General features: G+C 36.5%; 16 protein-coding genes. 4 read left to right on the top strand and 12 right to left on the bottom strand.

All coding sequences use genetic code 11. The features are described from left to right. Nucleotides 1-2: 2 nt before the first annotated feature. From H9655_RS00545 to H9655_RS00535, 3 genes are all read right to left on the bottom strand, one after another. The gene (locus H9655_RS00545; RefSeq protein ID WP_225230352.1) at nt 3-812 is read right to left on the bottom strand and encodes a DUF1444 domain-containing protein; all 810 of its coding nucleotides are present in this window, start codon (nt 810-812) and stop codon (nt 3-5) included. A 342-nt stretch (nt 813-1,154) separates the two neighbouring features. Then, entirely contained in the window at nt 1,155-1,466 is a 312-nt protein-coding gene (locus tag H9655_RS00540; protein ID WP_191809878.1) for a thioredoxin family protein, read from the bottom strand. Further along, nucleotides 1,466-2,497, bottom strand: a complete 1,032-nt coding sequence (locus H9655_RS00535; protein ID WP_191809876.1) for a PTS transporter subunit IIC — start codon at nt 2,495-2,497, stop codon at nt 1,466-1,468. Before H9655_RS00535 ends, H9655_RS00540 begins: the two co-directional genes overlap by 1 nt. 559 nt (nt 2,498-3,056) lie before the next feature. Between H9655_RS00535 and H9655_RS00530 the strand changes: the two genes are divergently transcribed. After that, entirely contained in the window at nt 3,057-3,503 is a 447-nt protein-coding gene (locus tag H9655_RS00530) for a YtoQ family protein (RefSeq protein WP_095372218.1), read from the top strand. Nucleotides 3,504-3,640: 137 nt separating this feature from the next. On the opposite strand, the gene H9655_RS00525 is transcribed toward H9655_RS00530, so the two are convergent. Both H9655_RS00525 and H9655_RS00520 read right to left on the bottom strand, forming a co-directional pair. Continuing rightward, nucleotides 3,641-4,153 (bottom strand): DUF84 family protein, encoded by a 513-nt coding sequence (locus H9655_RS00525; RefSeq protein ID WP_191809874.1) that lies wholly within the window; start codon nt 4,151-4,153, stop codon nt 3,641-3,643. Nucleotides 4,154-4,267: 114 nt separating this feature from the next. Beyond that, nucleotides 4,268-5,341 carry a M42 family metallopeptidase gene (locus tag H9655_RS00520; RefSeq protein ID WP_191809872.1) on the bottom strand — a complete coding sequence of 358 codons (1,074 nt, stop codon included), beginning with the start codon at nt 5,339-5,341 and terminating at the stop codon, nt 4,268-4,270. Nucleotides 5,342-5,542: 201 nt separating this feature from the next. On the opposite strand from H9655_RS00520, the gene H9655_RS00515 reads away from it, so the two are divergent. After that, nucleotides 5,543-5,854 (top strand): PepSY domain-containing protein, encoded by a 312-nt coding sequence (locus H9655_RS00515; protein ID WP_191809870.1) that lies wholly within the window; start codon nt 5,543-5,545, stop codon nt 5,852-5,854. 67 nt (nt 5,855-5,921) lie between these two features. Here the strand turns inward: H9655_RS00515 and H9655_RS00510 are convergent, their stop codons facing one another. Beyond that, nucleotides 5,922-6,764, bottom strand: a complete 843-nt coding sequence (locus tag H9655_RS00510) for a YtnP family quorum-quenching lactonase (RefSeq protein WP_191809868.1) — start codon at nt 6,762-6,764, stop codon at nt 5,922-5,924. Nucleotides 6,765-7,142: 378 nt separating this feature from the next. Further along, nucleotides 7,143-7,781: a tRNA (guanosine(46)-N7)-methyltransferase TrmB gene (gene trmB / locus H9655_RS00505; protein ID WP_191809866.1), complete on the bottom strand. Its 639-nt coding sequence runs from the start codon at nt 7,779-7,781 to the stop codon at nt 7,143-7,145. Between the two features lie 163 nt (nt 7,782-7,944). Here trmB and H9655_RS00500 point away from each other — a divergent pair, with 163 nt between their 5' ends. After that, entirely contained in the window at nt 7,945-8,289 is a 345-nt protein-coding gene (locus H9655_RS00500; protein WP_225230351.1) for a YtzH-like family protein, read from the top strand. Here H9655_RS00500 and H9655_RS00495 read toward each other — a convergent pair. From H9655_RS00495 to thpR, 4 genes are all read right to left on the bottom strand, one after another. Continuing rightward, nucleotides 8,277-9,068: a phosphotransferase family protein gene (locus H9655_RS00495; protein WP_191809862.1), complete on the bottom strand. Its 792-nt coding sequence runs from the start codon at nt 9,066-9,068 to the stop codon at nt 8,277-8,279. The two genes, H9655_RS00500 and H9655_RS00495, sit on opposite strands and share 13 nt — an antisense overlap. Nucleotides 9,069-9,214: 146 nt before the next feature. Further along, nucleotides 9,215-11,341, bottom strand: coding sequence for a type I pullulanase (pulA, locus tag H9655_RS00490; RefSeq protein ID WP_191809860.1), 2,127 nt, complete (start codon nt 11,339-11,341; stop codon nt 9,215-9,217). Between the two features lie 372 nt (nt 11,342-11,713). Then, nucleotides 11,714-12,664, bottom strand: a complete 951-nt coding sequence (locus H9655_RS00485; RefSeq protein ID WP_191809857.1) for an NERD domain-containing protein — start codon at nt 12,662-12,664, stop codon at nt 11,714-11,716. 12 nt (nt 12,665-12,676) lie between these two features. Next, complete coding sequence (thpR, locus tag H9655_RS00480; RefSeq protein WP_191809855.1) at nt 12,677-13,237, bottom strand: RNA 2',3'-cyclic phosphodiesterase; 561 nt, start codon at nt 13,235-13,237, stop codon at nt 12,677-12,679. Between the two features lie 180 nt (nt 13,238-13,417). On the opposite strand from thpR, the gene cysK reads away from it, so the two are divergent. Beyond that, the gene (gene cysK, locus H9655_RS00475; RefSeq protein WP_191809853.1) at nt 13,418-14,347 is read left to right on the top strand and encodes a cysteine synthase A; all 930 of its coding nucleotides are present in this window, start codon (nt 13,418-13,420) and stop codon (nt 14,345-14,347) included. Nucleotides 14,348-14,483: 136 nt separating this feature from the next. Here cysK and H9655_RS00470 read toward each other — a convergent pair whose 3' ends face one another. Next, complete coding sequence (locus H9655_RS00470; protein WP_191809851.1) at nt 14,484-15,203, bottom strand: alpha/beta fold hydrolase; 720 nt, start codon at nt 15,201-15,203, stop codon at nt 14,484-14,486. Nucleotides 15,204-15,238: the final 35 nt, after the last annotated feature.

The raw sequence follows: 15,238 nt of genomic DNA, 5'->3' as shown, positions 1-15,238 counted from the left end.
GGTTATTGTTTCTTTTTATTCTTACCTAAAATAAATATCGGCTCTAACTCGCCGTCTTCATATAAGAATGACAGTGCTGTAATCGGGACATGGCCACTTGCAAAAAAGCTCATCGTCATTTGCGCCAAGATATCGTATCCTGTTTCATTCATGATATCAGCAATAATTAAGACATCTTGATGAGGAACAGCTACAGCCATATTTCCTTTGACCTTTGACGCCATACTTTTTAGAAAAGGCTCGTTTAAAATACGACTAGCGTCATACCCATCTTTTTTATTGAGGAAATAAAAATCGTTGCCAGCAACTTGATCTATTTTCATTTCTGTTGAAAGCGATCGAACATTAAACTGAGCAATTTCTTTTATTCGCTCTTTTTCCCAGCCTTCTTTTTTAAGCATTTTTTCATCAATTAAGCGGTAAGTGCTCCCTAAATCAAGCGCATAAAAAATACGCGTTTCTGCCGTATGCTCATCATATACGAAGGGAACCTCATCACCAGTTTCAAGCGGAAAGGAGGTGGAGCGAATAACGGGATAGATGTTTTTTTCTTTACCAGAAAAATGCTGTTCCCCTGTCATGGCTTCTAAGCCTTCTTCTACATAATAAACAACCTCATCAATCGCTTTTTCCTTTTGCTCTTGATATCTCGCAACAATGCCAGGCAATTCTATCGTAATCCCTTTGCCAGTATGCTTATTTTCTATACGTAATTGATCTTTTTCTCTATCGAAAGTCATTAGTCGATCATCTTTATGAAGACGCTTTTCTAATTCCTCTTTCATACGTTTACTTGTCATTTTATTCTTCATTCTTATCCCTCCTTACAGGGAAGATTTCGGTACTTAGTTTACACTAAAATGAGCAGAAACAAAAGTGTCCCGCTTCCATAACGGTTGATATGGCTATTATCGAGGTAAAACACATACCTCCATCTATCCTATATAAAACAACAGACAATTACGTGTCAATTAAAAGATGTAGCATTGAGAAATAGATCAACTATATGAAATGCAAGGTAAATTCATATGCCATTTAAACAAAAATAATTGATAAAACGTGGTGTGACCAAGAAATAATTGCGATTTTCACCCATGTACAAACTTGGATTGTTAAAATAAAAAAACGGCCCCCTGTAAGGAGCCGTGCAATCTTTAAAGCGCTGAAATAAATTGCTCAATTTCATCCTGTGTTTTACGATCCTTACTGACAAAACGACCAAGCTCTTTACCATTTTCGATCGCTACAAAGCTCGGAATGCCGAAAATATCAAGTTCCACACAAAGATCGATGAACTCATCGCGATCCACATAAATAAATGTAAACTCACTATACTTATCAGCTACTTCAGGCATAAACGGTTCAATAAACCGGCAATCTCCACACCACTGTGCTGAAAACATTAAAATATATTTTCCGTTTTCCTTTAATTGTTCGTATTCTTCGATTGACGCTAATTTTCTCATTATTTTTCATCTCCCATATCAAGCTTCATATCGCCGAATTTAATCCAGCCTTTTTTCCTCATATATTCTGATATTATCAAGCTAATGATTGCAGGTCCAATAAAATGAATTAAAATCACTTTTAATAGTACGGTAAGACTAAATCCCATTGTAGTAAAAGTCATTATTTGGCCAACTAAGCCACTCGTACCCATTCCCGCACCAGCTGCCACATTTTCCATTTTAAATACGACAGTTGATATCGGCCCTAAAATAACTCCAGCGATTGTTGGTGGCAGAAGTATAAGTGGATTTTTCAATATATTAGGCATCTGTAATTTCGATGTACCAATACCTAATGCAACGAGTCCAGCAAATTTATTTTCACGATAGCTACTTGAAGCAAATCCTACCATTTGAGCTGCACAACCAATAGTAGCTGCCCCTGCTGCCAATCCATTTAAGTCTAGCATCATAGCTATTGCAGCAGAGGAAACTGGTCCAGAAATAGCAAAACCCATTAACAACGCTACAATAATCCCCATTAACAAAGGCTGTTGCTCAGTTCCCCACATGATGAGTTGACCGATACCCTTCATTAAAGAGTCAATAAGAGGACCAATAAAAGCAGCTACCGTGTACCCTGAAAAGACGACAACCAGTGGTGTTACAATAATATCTAAACTTGTCTCTTTACTAACTAATTTGCCAATTTCAGTGGATATTAATGCAGCAATAATGGCTCCTGCTGGTCCGCCTAGTTCCGCTCCTGCTAATCCACTAACGGTTGCAGCAAACAAAACTAGCTGAGGAGCTTTTAAGCCATAGGCAACAGCACCACCAATAGCTGGTCCCATCATTCCCATCGCAAGTACACCCATCTCTATGAGAAAAGTAGAAAACGCACCAGCATTTATTTGTTCACCAATTGTTTTAATAATGACACCGACAATAAGTGAAGCAAATAATCCGAGCGCCATATTACTTAACGCATCTATAAAATACACTTTAAAAGATAAGGATACACCTTTTTTCTTTAGAAACTCTCTCATCTCTTTTCCTCCGAACACTTAATTCTAACACTAATAAATCTTACCACATGTAAAGACAGATGTAATAGTATTATTTTTAGACGCTATTGTCGGCGTAGGGAAATAATTCAATCATATTCACATTGCATATTTTTATAAAATCGAATCAATACAAAGGATGTGGTCTTTTGTTACATACATAAGCAGTTCCACCCGGAAAAGAAATAAAAAGAAAGAAGCATCAGACGAATCCTTTCTGATATGAAAATAAGTGTTCAATTTAAGCAAATTGCCAAATCTCAAATCTACTTAGGACAAATGAAATCACCTGATAGAAAAAATTTTAATGCCATACTTTAGATTTAGAGACAGGTGTCATCCCTACAACAACCAATAATTAAATAAGCAAATATTTGGCACAATTAGTTTTAGTATTTTTATTGGCATTATACAATTTCTTCGCGGTTTTTTATTTATTAAGCAATATCTTCAATCCATGCACATTGAATCTATTTAAATTTAATTTTCTTTCTTATTCCAATTGATGATAGAATAAGTAAAAACATAGAGGAGGAAGACAATGGAACTGAATGTATATTTAGCTGGGGAAATTCATTCTAACTGGCGTGAAGAATTGAAGGATAAAGCAAAATCACTACAGCTACCGGTTCATTTTTTCGGGCCTATGGAGAATCATGACCGCAGTGACTTCATTGGAGAAGAGATCCTTGGTAAGCAGCCTAATGCTATTTTCAAAGACGAAGCAGCCTCAAATATCAATAATTTACGCACTGAACTTTTATTGAAAAAATCTGATTTAGTGATTGCCTTATTTGGCGAAAAGTATAAGCAATGGAATACTGCTATGGATGCAAGTGCAGCTATCAACCAAAATAAACCGCTTATCCTCATTCGACCAGAAGAACTTCACCACCCTCTGAAAGAATTATCAAGCAAAGCAAATGTTACAGTGGAAACGGTCAATCAAGCCATTAAGGTACTTTCTTATATTTTTGAGGAAAAATAGAAGATTACTCCCTACCCGCCATTCATGTGGTGGGTATATTTGATTAAGAATTATGCCCAAAACATACATTTGTAACCCATATAAAAAACCAGCCACAAGATAAAACGGGCTGGTTTTAACCATTTATCACCAAGGCTTTATTCACCTCTATTGCGATATTGCCATTGACCATACAATAGCTTCACAAGATGGGTAAACATTTCTTCGCGGTTGATTTCATTTGCTGTAAATACCCCTATTGCCCCTTCTTGGCTACGGATATTATTTTTATTCGTAAAATCATCCATGACTGGTCCCAGTTCCTCTCCTTCAATCAGACGCTGTGCTATAGAATCGGGTAAAAGAATTCTTGCTCCACCTGCAACAATTGGCGTATGTCCTTCTACTGCAAGCGCACCCCAATTACATAGGAATAGACCATAATCTGTCTGCTGCACACCACCTTCTAGGCCGATACCAATCACTCCATCGCCTTCATATAAGGCTCCCTTCGCCCTGTTAATTGCTCCTTGAATCGTTTCTTGATCAGTCATTGGTTGTTTAGCTACATTAGATGCAACATCAACAGCAATAACTTCACTATTCTCAATAAAAATGTTTTTAACTGCCTGTACTTTTGTAGGGTTTTTCGATCCAATATAGATCTTCATGATAGCCCCTCCTAGATATAGATATATTAAAAATCACCCTGTTATACTCATTTGCCATTGTAAAATTGAAAAAGGACCTCTTGTAAAGAAGTCCCATGTTACTTATTTGAAATTCTAACTGTTTTGACGAATGGTTTCAACTGTTGTGCGATCAAGGGATTTAATCAATGTGACAAGTAGTTCTTTCGCAGCAGCATAATCATCCACATGGATAATCGAACCGTGCGTATGAATATATCTTGAACAAATACCAACAACTGCACTTGGGACACCATTATTTGTTAAGTGAACACTGCCTGCATCCGTTCCTCCAGGAGAAACAAAGTATTGATATGGAATTTGATGGCTTTCAGCCGTATCAAGAATAAATTCTCTCATACCACGATGTGTCACCATTGAGCGATCAAGAATTCTCAACAATGTTCCTTCCCCTAGCTGTCCAAACTCATCCTTCTTACCAGTCATATCATTGGCAGGACTCGCATCAAGCGCAAAGAAAAGATCCGGGTTAATCATATTAGCCGCTGTTTTTGCACCTCTTAAGCCTACTTCTTCTTGTACAGTTGCACCAGACCATAAATTAATAGGCAGTTTCTCATCTTTTATCTCCTCAAGCAATTCGATGGCAAGACCACAACCATAGCGATTATCCCAAGCTTTCGCTAAAATTTTCTTCGGATTCGCCATTGGTGTAAATGGACAAATCGGAACAATTTGTTGTCCTGGTTTAATGCCGATTGCCCTCGCATCTTCTTTATTGTCAGCCCCGATATCGATCAACATATTTTTTATATCCATTGGCTTATTTTTTGCCGCATCATCTAAAAGATGAGGTGGAATGGAACCGATCACTCCAATTACTGGTCCATTGTCAGTCATAATCTGTACCCTTTGTGCTAATAATACCTGGCTCCACCAGCCACCTAATGTCTGAAATCTAATCATACCATTGTCTGTAATAGCTGTTACCATAAAACCAACTTCATCCATATGACCTGCAACCATTATCGTAGGATCTGTTTCTGCGCCTTTTCTCACGCCAAAAATACTTCCTAAATGATCCTGAACAATTTCATCTGAATATTTACTTAGCTCTTCTCTCATAAAATTCCTAACTAAGTGTTCGTTACCAGCTGCACCGGGAAGTTCTGTTAATGTTTTAAATAGTTCTAAGGTCTTCTCATTCATTATTTCCCACTCCTATTATTTTGAGCATATTGTATCCTATGTATATTACCATTCTACATAACTTTTATGACGCGTGCCACCTAGGAATGTTATTGGTTTTTAAATATTCAAATCTTTGCTAAGATAAAAGTGAAGCAATTAGCACTAGCAAAAAACATCTAAAAAATTATGTAGTTACTTTTTACTAATGGAGGTTTAATTATGAGCTGGAAATCATTTGTTTTGGGTGTAGGTGTCGGCATTGTTGGCGGATATATCACGCGCGAAGTAATGACAGAGAAAATAGCAGCGTCACCTGAGAAGGCATTACAAAATGCAAAAGATGCTTTCAAAGAAAATGGAGAAATAAGTGGTTCATGGATTCATATGGAAAAAGAACCTTATCAAAAAGAAGAATTAAGTTATGAAGTGTATAAAGGAGGCATCTCCAGATATACTGGCGAAGATGTGAAGCAATATGAATTTGTTGCCGATGCAAAAACAGGTGTCATTATTGATGCTTACCCTATTTAATTTGTTCTATAATGAGCGCCTAAGCCTCATCGACGCAGATGCGTTGATGGGCACAGGCATTCATTCTTTATTTTTCCCTTTTAATTTCTGAAATGATTTCTTTTCCTGCTTGATTCCATTTAACCGCTCGATAAAAGGCATCATGATAAAAACTAAACCAGGCTTCTTTTTCCAATCCAATCTTCATCCACTCTTGTTTGGCAGAGATAGAATCCATCGGATAATCATCAAACGCCAATACCCATAGCACATTTTGGTGCGCATGTGTTGGCATAATATCGGCCATATGTATAAGCAACTCTTCTTTCCCCTCAATGATAATGATGCTATGTCCATCGCTATGGCCGCCTGTATGAATCATTTGAAGCGGTCCCATACGCCATTCTTTATCAAATGTTACTACTTGTTGTTGTATACTTTGCCAATTTTCCTTCCAATACGTATTTCGTGAGCGAATATTCGGATTCCTCATTTCATTCCATTCGGTTTGCGAACAAATAATCTTCGCATTCGGAAATACAGAATGATAGGATTCTCCTTCTAATTTAGTCAAACCACAAGCATGATCAAAATGCATATGTGTCATGAGAACATAATCAATATCAGACGTTGTAAACCCTAGTTGGCGTAAGTCTTCTTCAATAAATGATTCTTCCCATGCACCGAAATTCCGCTTTTGTTTATCTGTAAACTTACCATTTCCTAAACCGCTTTCAATTAACAGTAATTGATTATTCCATTGTATGAGGATTGGATCTGTTCGTAACTCAATTTGATTATTTTCATTACTGGGGTACTTTTTTGACCATAACGGTTTCGGCACTACACCAAACATCGCTCCCCCATCTAGATGATTAACACCACCACGGAGCCAAGTTAATTTTATATCGTCTATTTGTAAAGTATCCATTCTTTCCCCTCCCTTTCACACCATTAGTCTACCATATATACGCAATATTAAGAAATTTAATTATATACAGTATTTCATTTTAAAAATAAGAAAAAACAAGTCCAATTAAGCCAATTGGTATAGTCACTAAAAAGCTGTGAAGCAAGGATGAGAATAGCTGATTCATCGCTACTTAGAAGCTCTCTTATCCGTTGACTTCCGTTAAAGGTTTGTATGCCAGAGACCTAACTTAAACCTTGGACCCAATTCATCCATTTTCACCTTTGCTTGTGTACGTATATTCTCAAAGAATCATGATTATAGAAGTGAAAAAGGTCTTTATCATCCATAAAACATGACGATAAAGACCTTTATCTATTTCTGAGTGGCATTCTTACATTAACGATATTGCACTTCGCATCGGAAAATACGGCTACCTTTATTAGAGAACTTTTCCTCGTACTCTGTCATTATATTTCCTTCATAATCACTTTGGTGAAGGTCTAAGCTGACATATTTCAATATCATACCGTATTGGGAGAAACTCATTAAAGAATATTCGAATAGACCTTGGTTATCTGTTTTAAAATGAATCTCTCCATGTGGAGGTAGAATATCTTCATAAAGAGATAAGAATGTTTGATAAGTTAATCTTCTTTTTGCATGCCGTTTTTTAGGCCACGGATCTGAGAAGTTTAAATAAATACGATCAACTTCACCTTTCTCAAATACCTCACGTAACTCTGCTGCATCGATATTCATCAATTTTACATTCGGTAGCTCTTCTTCAATAATATGATCAAGCGCACTTACGATGACGCTCTCAGCTAATTCAATCCCAATATAATTAATCTCAGGATTCTGTTTTGCCATTCCAGTAATAAAACGACCTTTTCCCGTGCCAATTTCGATATGAAGTGGACGATTATTTCCAAAGCACGCTTGCCACTGTCCTTTTTGTTCTTTTGGCTCTTGGATAATGTATTGTGGATAACTGGCAAGTTTTTCTCTCGCCCACGGTTTATTTCTTTGTCGCATAATTACACCTCTATATTCAATTCATCTTTCAAAAGATAACATGCAATGTAAAAGTGTGCAAGCTCCTTTAAAAGGAGTATCATACTATGCAGTCTTGAAAGGACACACATCACCTGATGAAAAGACTCACTTCAAACCTCCCCTGATAATTACACGTTTTTGTATGTATAAAAAACGAAAGGAATCACAATCTAGTTGTGATTCCATAAAAAGAAAAAGGGTGAGTAAAATGCCGATTAGTCAAAAAGACCAATTAACATTGCTGCAGGATCTATTAAGGAACCATCACACAGATGCCTGTGGCTCCAAATCAGAATGTGAACAAATTGCTAGGCTTGTACAATCCCTACAAAACCAAGAAAATGTCCATCAAGATTTACTTCCTTTATTAAACGATGTCGATCAATATAGTAAAAACGGTATTGAATCATCTAATCTAAACGAGCATATTTCTTCTAGCAAAGAGGATCTCTCACAATGGGTCGATACAATGAATCAACTTATATAATCTAAATGAAGCCTTCTTTCCAACCCTTGGATTAGATTATTCATTTCTTGAAAACGGAATTTACTTTTATGCCATTGAATACTATCCAAGGCTTGGAACAATGCATACCACTTCATTCGCAATCGCAAATCTTCCGTCAACACCATGCCATATAACTGAAGCCATTCATTCCATTGCTCATATGGAATATAGGCATATAATAATGTGCCAATATCTATGGCCGGGTCACCGATCATTGCTCCATCCCAATCTATTAAAAACAATTGATTATCCTCGGATAATAGCCAATTATTATGATTCACATCACAATGACACACAGTTGCTACATCCGTTTCAATCGCGTTCACTGTGTCTTTTAAAAATGTTAGTGACTCAGCTACTAATGGAATTTCCAATAAGTCTTGATCCAATTCCGTTAATAGTGATTGTAATACTGTTTCTGGATGAATGGCCGATTTTCCTAACCTAGTTAACATGGCAAGCAATGGTCTTGATGAGTGAATTTTCTTTAACAGCTTGGCTACGCGCTCGCTATTCATTTGCGATTGCCTAAGCTCACTCCCACTCATCCATTGCTGAGCAGTAAATACATCTCCATTCTCCATCCTTTTCGTCCAAACAAGCTTCGGGACAATTCCTTCAGCAGAAAGCACGGCTAGAAAAGGAGAAGAATTCCTTTTTAAAAATAATCGCTGTTCATCATGTTGTGCATAATAGGCTTCTCCAGTTGCACCACCAGCCGGGATAATCCGCCAGTCATCCCCGAAAAAATTTTCCAAAATAGTTCACCTGCAATTTACTACGCCATTTATGAATAGCTGTATTAAACAATTTCTCACTTAAAATTTCATCTGAAAATAAAAATAGCTATTGATACAAATTCAACAATAGCTATCTTTATAAATTTTATCTCTTTCAAGAGTTTTTAGCAAGTTACTTTTTCCTGAACAAAACAATAGCAGGAAAATGGAGGCAAAGTCATATTAGAATAGTTACCTAACGAATGAGGAGAAGCTTGATTTTGAGTGACATAAAGCTGCCACTCCCCATTTGGTAAGGTAATCTTATATTCCTTTTCAGTTGGATTAAAATAACATAATACGTCATCATTAAATTTATGATGTGAAAGTAAATACGCCAGCAGTGGCTTTTCGATATCTAGAAAACTTACAGCTTCATTAATCAGCTTCGTACTAGATAAGCGTAAAATCGCATATTTTTTTCTAAAAGCAATTAACCCTTTTACATATTCCACATTCTCTTTATATTTACTCCTAGCCATCCAATCCAATTGATTCACACAATCTGGTGAACGGTAACTATTCCCTTCCCCTTTTTTTGTTCGAAAGAACTCTTGACCACTATGCAAGAAAGGGATTCCTTGTGCCAGAAGAACCATCGCTGTTGCTAATCGGTGTCTTAGTCGTTTACTTTCATCTGTATCTTCAGGAAAACATATATGGATTTTATCCCATAAAGTATGATTATCATGTACTTCTACATAATTTACCGTCTGAAATGGCTCGTTAAATATCCCTTGTTGACCAACGCTCCCCTTTAATACCGTTTTAGCTGTTTGATAGTAATAGTGATTACCAAGCGCATATCCACAATCGTATAGATTAAATGTATTCCCTTTTATTCCATCTCTAAACTGATCATTGAATTGTGCAATGGCACCAAGCCTATCTTGATTATGAATATTCGCTTTCTCTTCTTTAGCGAGAGGAGTATTTAAGTCCCAACCTTCACCAATCATAAGGATTGTCGAATCAATACTATCTAACGTTTCCCTAATAAGTTTCATCGTCTTCACATCTAAAATACCCATTAAGTCAAATCGAAAACCATCAACCTTAAAAGTGTTGGTCCAATAAGTAATCGAATCAACAATAAACTTTCTTACCATCTGCCTATCAGATGCGATATCATTTCCGACACCTGTTCCATTTGATGGTGTCCCATTTAGATCATGTCTAAAATAATAGCCTGGAACAAATTTTTCAAAAGAGGAAGTTTCTCTTTCATACACATGATTATAAACAACATCTAAAATGACCCTCATCCCATTTTGATGAATGACATCAATGAGTTCGATTAATTCATTGATTCTTGTATAGGGAGCGGCAGGATTAGAGGCATAACTTCCTTGTGGCACATTAAAATGAAGAGGGTTATATCCCCAATTGTAACGATCATCTGGTCTTGTTTCGTCAACTCCCGCAAAATGATTCAATGGTAAAAATTCTATATGTGTTACACCTAATTCTTTCATATAATTGAGCGCTGTAGAATCTCCTTTTATGTTAGAAGTGTTCGCATCAGTTAAGCCTTTATATAAGCCTTTGTGGTGGACACCGCTATTTGGATGAATGGTCATATCACGAATATGCGTTTCGTAAATAATGGCATCTGTCATTATTGAGAAGGGTGGGCGGGCTGTTTTTGGATGTTTATATCGATTCTCATCAATAATGACACCTAAATGCCCATTCGGAGTAATTGCTTTTACATATGGGTCTACAGCTTCTCTCCAAACCCCGTTCACACATATGTGGTAGCAATAACGCCATTCATGCACATCCATTGAAACAGTAACCTGCCAAACGCCTTTTTGTTTCCTAATTAGATCAATCATTTCCGTTTCATCGCCATGCTGTAACTCTAATTGTAGGGCAGTTGCTGTTGGTGCCCATACTTTAAAAGTCGTAGCATGTGGCTGATATTCATATCCAAGAGATCCTTCGTATTTGAAGAGCTCATCAAATTCAGGTGTTCGTGTCACCGACCCAATATCAACCTCAATTACATCTCCATGCTCACTTTCTATATAACATATCACCCCAAATGGAAAAGGATGAGGAAAAGAACAATAGTATTTACGAAAATCATTAATTTCTTCTATTCCTTCTATCACAAGCTCGAATCTTTCATCACGATGGATATAAGTAAAACACTTTGACTGGCCTTGGTGATAATCATAAGGAAGTAATAAAGTGATTAAATCTACTCGATCTAAATACGCATAGAACGCTTTCTTACTATCATTCATATTACTCCCCCATCCCTTCATTTAATGGTTATGCTCTTTGCTAGTTCGGAAGTATCTTTTAGGTGTAGCTTCAAACGAGAAGCGCGAATGGAGATAGAAAGTCATGAAGTGTCGTCACTTCCTATACTCATGACGTTTGCGGAAATACATATGTAACGCCATCAAAAGTCTCAGGTTCGATTGTCGTTGGTTATAAACCGATTCACTTTATAGGTAACTTGGACAACAAATCATTAGCCCATATTATTTTTACAATCACAAATTGTGTGATTTAGTCCGCATACTTTTCTTGTATCAAACTCTCCTCCATTATCATCTATATTATTCAACAGTGATTTAAGTGCTTGTTTAGCCTAATAGACTTTCAAAATGTCACCCTTCTCCTATGTCACTCCATTCCGATCTTTCAAATGATATACTTTCCGCATAAGTCAATAAAGCTTGTGCTGCTAATAACTGCTGACTTTTTAGCGGTGCTTTTGTTTGTCTTTTATTTATGAACCAAGACTGATACGCTTTCCGATCAATTAAAGTAACATCAAATGGAACTGTAGGGTAATCAATATAGCCATCTCGGCAAAGAACGACCTTTTGAACAGGTAAAGTGACTACATGTTTGTCCAAAATTTTCTTGACTACTGCAGCTGTTCGGTTCAATGAGATCAATGGGTTTAAAATTTTCTGCTCATTTTCTTTTTTAGCTAACCAAAATCGACCACCACTTCCGGTATAAGCCGTTAATTCATCACCGTCTAAAAAATGAAGACAGATTACTTCTGTCGGTGTGAGAACTATTGTATCAAGAGAAACCGGTGCTTGACCTAGTTTTAGTATCGGCATAAAAAGGATAAGGAATGTATCAGGAAACCTTTGTAACAAGTATTTTAACTGTTCATTATAATAGTAACTTCTTGGTAAAGACGATTCAGAAAACAAGGTCGAGCTTGCCCACTTTAATTGTGTGCGAAATAATTGATCGAGGTACATTTGCTTAAGTTCTTTTGTTGAGGTAGGTCTCACATGATAGTCCGCGGTAAACGAAAAAGACTCTTCATTATGATTCGGTTCCTCTTCAGCCATCTCTTCTTCTATCATTGTCTCCTTGTTTCTTTTGACAATATTGAGCAACTTATCCTTCAAGCCTGGTTTATGATATTGAGATGGTTCTTCCTCTAAGAGTTGGGACTCTTTTCCTTCTTCTTCAAAACGAGTTAACAACAGTTCCCATTGTTGCTTTTTTAATTTTACAAATCTAGAGGGATATAAATAAATATTCTGCTCATATCGTGAAATACAATCGATAATTTTTATTAACTGCCCCACCCTACTACCCCCTTAACTTTTTAATGAGAATGTTGCTATTCTCTTATATTTTGGTTTTTCCTCTGTATTTACTTCATAAAGACCCACTTCAGTAGCTTCAAATGATAATGGTGTTTCCATAATAGATGGAAGATGTGTAAACTGATTTTCACCTTGCCACTTCTTAGCTAATGTAATATGTGGCGTAAAATTTCTTCTATCCCGTGGGAATCCATACTTTTCACAGACTTGAGTAACAATTGCTTGAATCTCATGTAATTGCTTTTCTTTATGTATATCACACCAGAGAATACGAGGGCGTTCCTTAAGCCCAAAAGTTTGCACACCTTCAAGATACAAGTTAAACGAGGAAATATTTTTTAGATCATTAACTAACAATCGGTTCATCTCGTCCAACACTTCTGAGGGAGCACTCCCTAAAAAAGCAAGAGTAATGTGATAATCACGTTCATGTACCCAATCTTTAAATGGGTAATTAGCCTCTATTTCTAGACATTTTTGCTTTATGATTAATTGTATATTTCTTGGTATACTAATCGCATAAAAGTAATGAGGACTTCTCTCTTTCTTCATCTCTATCCTCCCAATTCCTAATTGATCTATATCTATTTTATCAGAACAGATAAGAATTTCAGTATTTTTCCGTAGGTATGATGTCATGTTTGCCTTTAAGCAAATTCCTTTATAACGGATAGGTTAAATATGATATAACTATAATAAAGAGTAAAGCATTGAAGAAAGGATGCGACTTGAATGAAGGTTGTTGAAAACTTAGCGCAACTCATAGGCGACACCCCCCTATTGAAATTAAATAAAATTGGACCTGAAAATGGGGCTACTATTTATGGGAAACTAGAGTTTTTTAATCCTAGCAAAAGTGTAAAGGACCGAGCAGCATATAATATGATTCTACAAGCTGAACAAGCAGGGGTATTAAAACCAGGGGCTACCATTATTGAACCAACGAGCGGAAATACAGGCATAGGTCTAGCAATGAATGCGGCCGCTAAAGGATATAAAAGCATACTAGTAATGCCCGATACGATGACGAAAGAAAGAATCAATTTATTAAAGGCGTACGGTGCAGAAGTGGTTCTCACACCTGGTGATGAAAAAATGCCTGGGTCAATCAGAAAAGCAAAAGAATTAGCTAAACAAATTCCTAATAGCTTTATCCCTATGCAATTTGAAAATAATGCTAACCCTGATGCCCATAGGCATTCAACCGCTATTGAAATTATTGACGGGATGAAACAAATAGGTAAGAGTTTGTCTGCTTTCGTTGCTACTGCAGGGACAGGGGGAACCATTACAGGCACAGGGGAAGTATTGAAAGATTATTATGAGGGGCTCCAAATCCACGTTGTAGAGCCAAAAGGTTCGCCTGTGCTTTCCGGTGGAGAACCAGGTAAACATAAATTAGTAGGGACAAGTCCTGGCTTTATACCAGATATCTTAAATACAAATGTCTATGATGAAATACATCAAATCACAGACGAAGACGCGTATCAAACAACAAGAGAACTCGCACGAAAAGAGGGAATTCTTGTTGGCCCATCTTCAGGGGCAGCCTGTTTTGCAGCGATTCAAGTCGCAAAAAGGTTATCACCAGAAGATGTCGTTGTATTCATTGTTTGTGACACAGGTGAACGATATTTATCAAGTGATTTATTTAAAAATTAAGCTATGTTAAATGATAATTTTGATATTATAAAATATACAAGGGAACTCCATATTTATCTCGGAGTTCCCTTTAAGTTCAAGAAGATTAAATAAATAAGTAATCGACTTTCTAAGCAGAATGTAAATTATATTACTTTTACAGACTGATAATATTGTTAAGAAATGTATGTAAAGTTTTAGTATATAAATCTGGTTGTTCCCTATGTACCAAGTGACCAGAAAAAGGAATAACAGATATATTAATATTATCATTTAATTGCTTGTAGGTTATAGCGGCGGAAACTTCTATTTCTTGCTTTTCGCCAACAATACATAATGTTGGGATTTTGATATCAGATACATCACCTGTTTTATCAAAGGGGTAGAAATCTTCACCATTGAAGGATTGAAGTAACAATTTCCAATCATTTTCTCCGTGAATTTCGTTTAAGAATGATACGGCTTCTTCGTTATTAAACAATTGTTCATAGGATGCAGCTTCTTCTCTTGAAAGTTCTGTCCAATTATCAGGTTCTACTGGAAATATCCCAGAAAAGCTGAGAGACTTAACCTTATTAGGATATACTTTAGCAAAAAGCAAAGCAGCGACTCCACCTATTGAAACTCCTGCAATATGACATTGTTCAATATTCAGAAATTCCAAGGTGTCATTTAAATCTTTCACACAACGACTAAAGTAATTATCGATTTCTCCAACAGACTTTCCGTGTCCTCTTAAATCAGGTCTAATTACTTTAAAGTTCCTAGCTGAAAAGTATTCACTTTGTTCCTGATACTCGGTCAAGCCAGTCATTCCTCCAGAGTGAATGAGAACTAAGGGTTCGCCTTCACCTGTAATATTTGTATGTAAAATCATATAATCCCCCCACCTCTTTGTTTAATTAATATTTC

The sequence above is a fragment of the Cytobacillus stercorigallinarum genome (assembly GCF_014836495.1).
GTDB classification, from domain to species: domain Bacteria; phylum Bacillota; class Bacilli; order Bacillales; family Cytobacillaceae; genus Cytobacillus; species Cytobacillus stercorigallinarum.
The sequence above is the reverse complement of the archived record's forward strand: the minus strand, read 5'-3'. Positions and strand labels throughout refer to the sequence as shown.

Excerpts from the sequence above, each read along its gene's own strand:
- H9655_RS00545 (WP_225230352.1), bottom strand. The coding sequence starts at position 812 with ATGAAGAATAAAATGACAAGTAAACGTATGAAAGAGGAATTAGAAAAG.
- H9655_RS00540 (WP_191809878.1), bottom strand. The coding sequence starts at position 1,466 with ATGAGAAAATTAGCGTCAATCGAAGAATACGAACAATTAAAGGAAAAC.
- H9655_RS00535 (WP_191809876.1), bottom strand. The coding sequence starts at position 2,497 with ATGAGAGAGTTTCTAAAGAAAAAAGGTGTATCCTTATCTTTTAAAGTG.
- H9655_RS00530 (WP_095372218.1), top strand. The coding sequence starts at position 3,057 with ATGGAACTGAATGTATATTTAGCTGGGGAAATTCATTCTAACTGGCGT.
- H9655_RS00525 (WP_191809874.1), bottom strand. The coding sequence starts at position 4,153 with ATGAAGATCTATATTGGATCGAAAAACCCTACAAAAGTACAGGCAGTT.
- H9655_RS00520 (WP_191809872.1), bottom strand. The coding sequence starts at position 5,341 with ATGAATGAGAAGACCTTAGAACTATTTAAAACATTAACAGAACTTCCC.
- H9655_RS00515 (WP_191809870.1), top strand. The coding sequence starts at position 5,543 with ATGAGCTGGAAATCATTTGTTTTGGGTGTAGGTGTCGGCATTGTTGGC.
- H9655_RS00510 (WP_191809868.1), bottom strand. The coding sequence starts at position 6,764 with ATGGATACTTTACAAATAGACGATATAAAATTAACTTGGCTCCGTGGT.
- trmB (WP_191809866.1), bottom strand. The coding sequence starts at position 7,781 with ATGCGACAAAGAAATAAACCGTGGGCGAGAGAAAAACTTGCCAGTTAT.
- H9655_RS00500 (WP_225230351.1), top strand. The coding sequence starts at position 7,945 with ATGTATAAAAAACGAAAGGAATCACAATCTAGTTGTGATTCCATAAAA.
- pulA (WP_191809860.1), bottom strand. The coding sequence starts at position 11,341 with ATGAATGATAGTAAGAAAGCGTTCTATGCGTATTTAGATCGAGTAGAT.
- thpR (WP_191809855.1), bottom strand. The coding sequence starts at position 13,237 with ATGAAGAAAGAGAGAAGTCCTCATTACTTTTATGCGATTAGTATACCA.
- cysK (WP_191809853.1), top strand. The coding sequence starts at position 13,418 with ATGAAGGTTGTTGAAAACTTAGCGCAACTCATAGGCGACACCCCCCTA.
- H9655_RS00470 (WP_191809851.1), bottom strand. The coding sequence starts at position 15,203 with ATGATTTTACATACAAATATTACAGGTGAAGGCGAACCCTTAGTTCTC.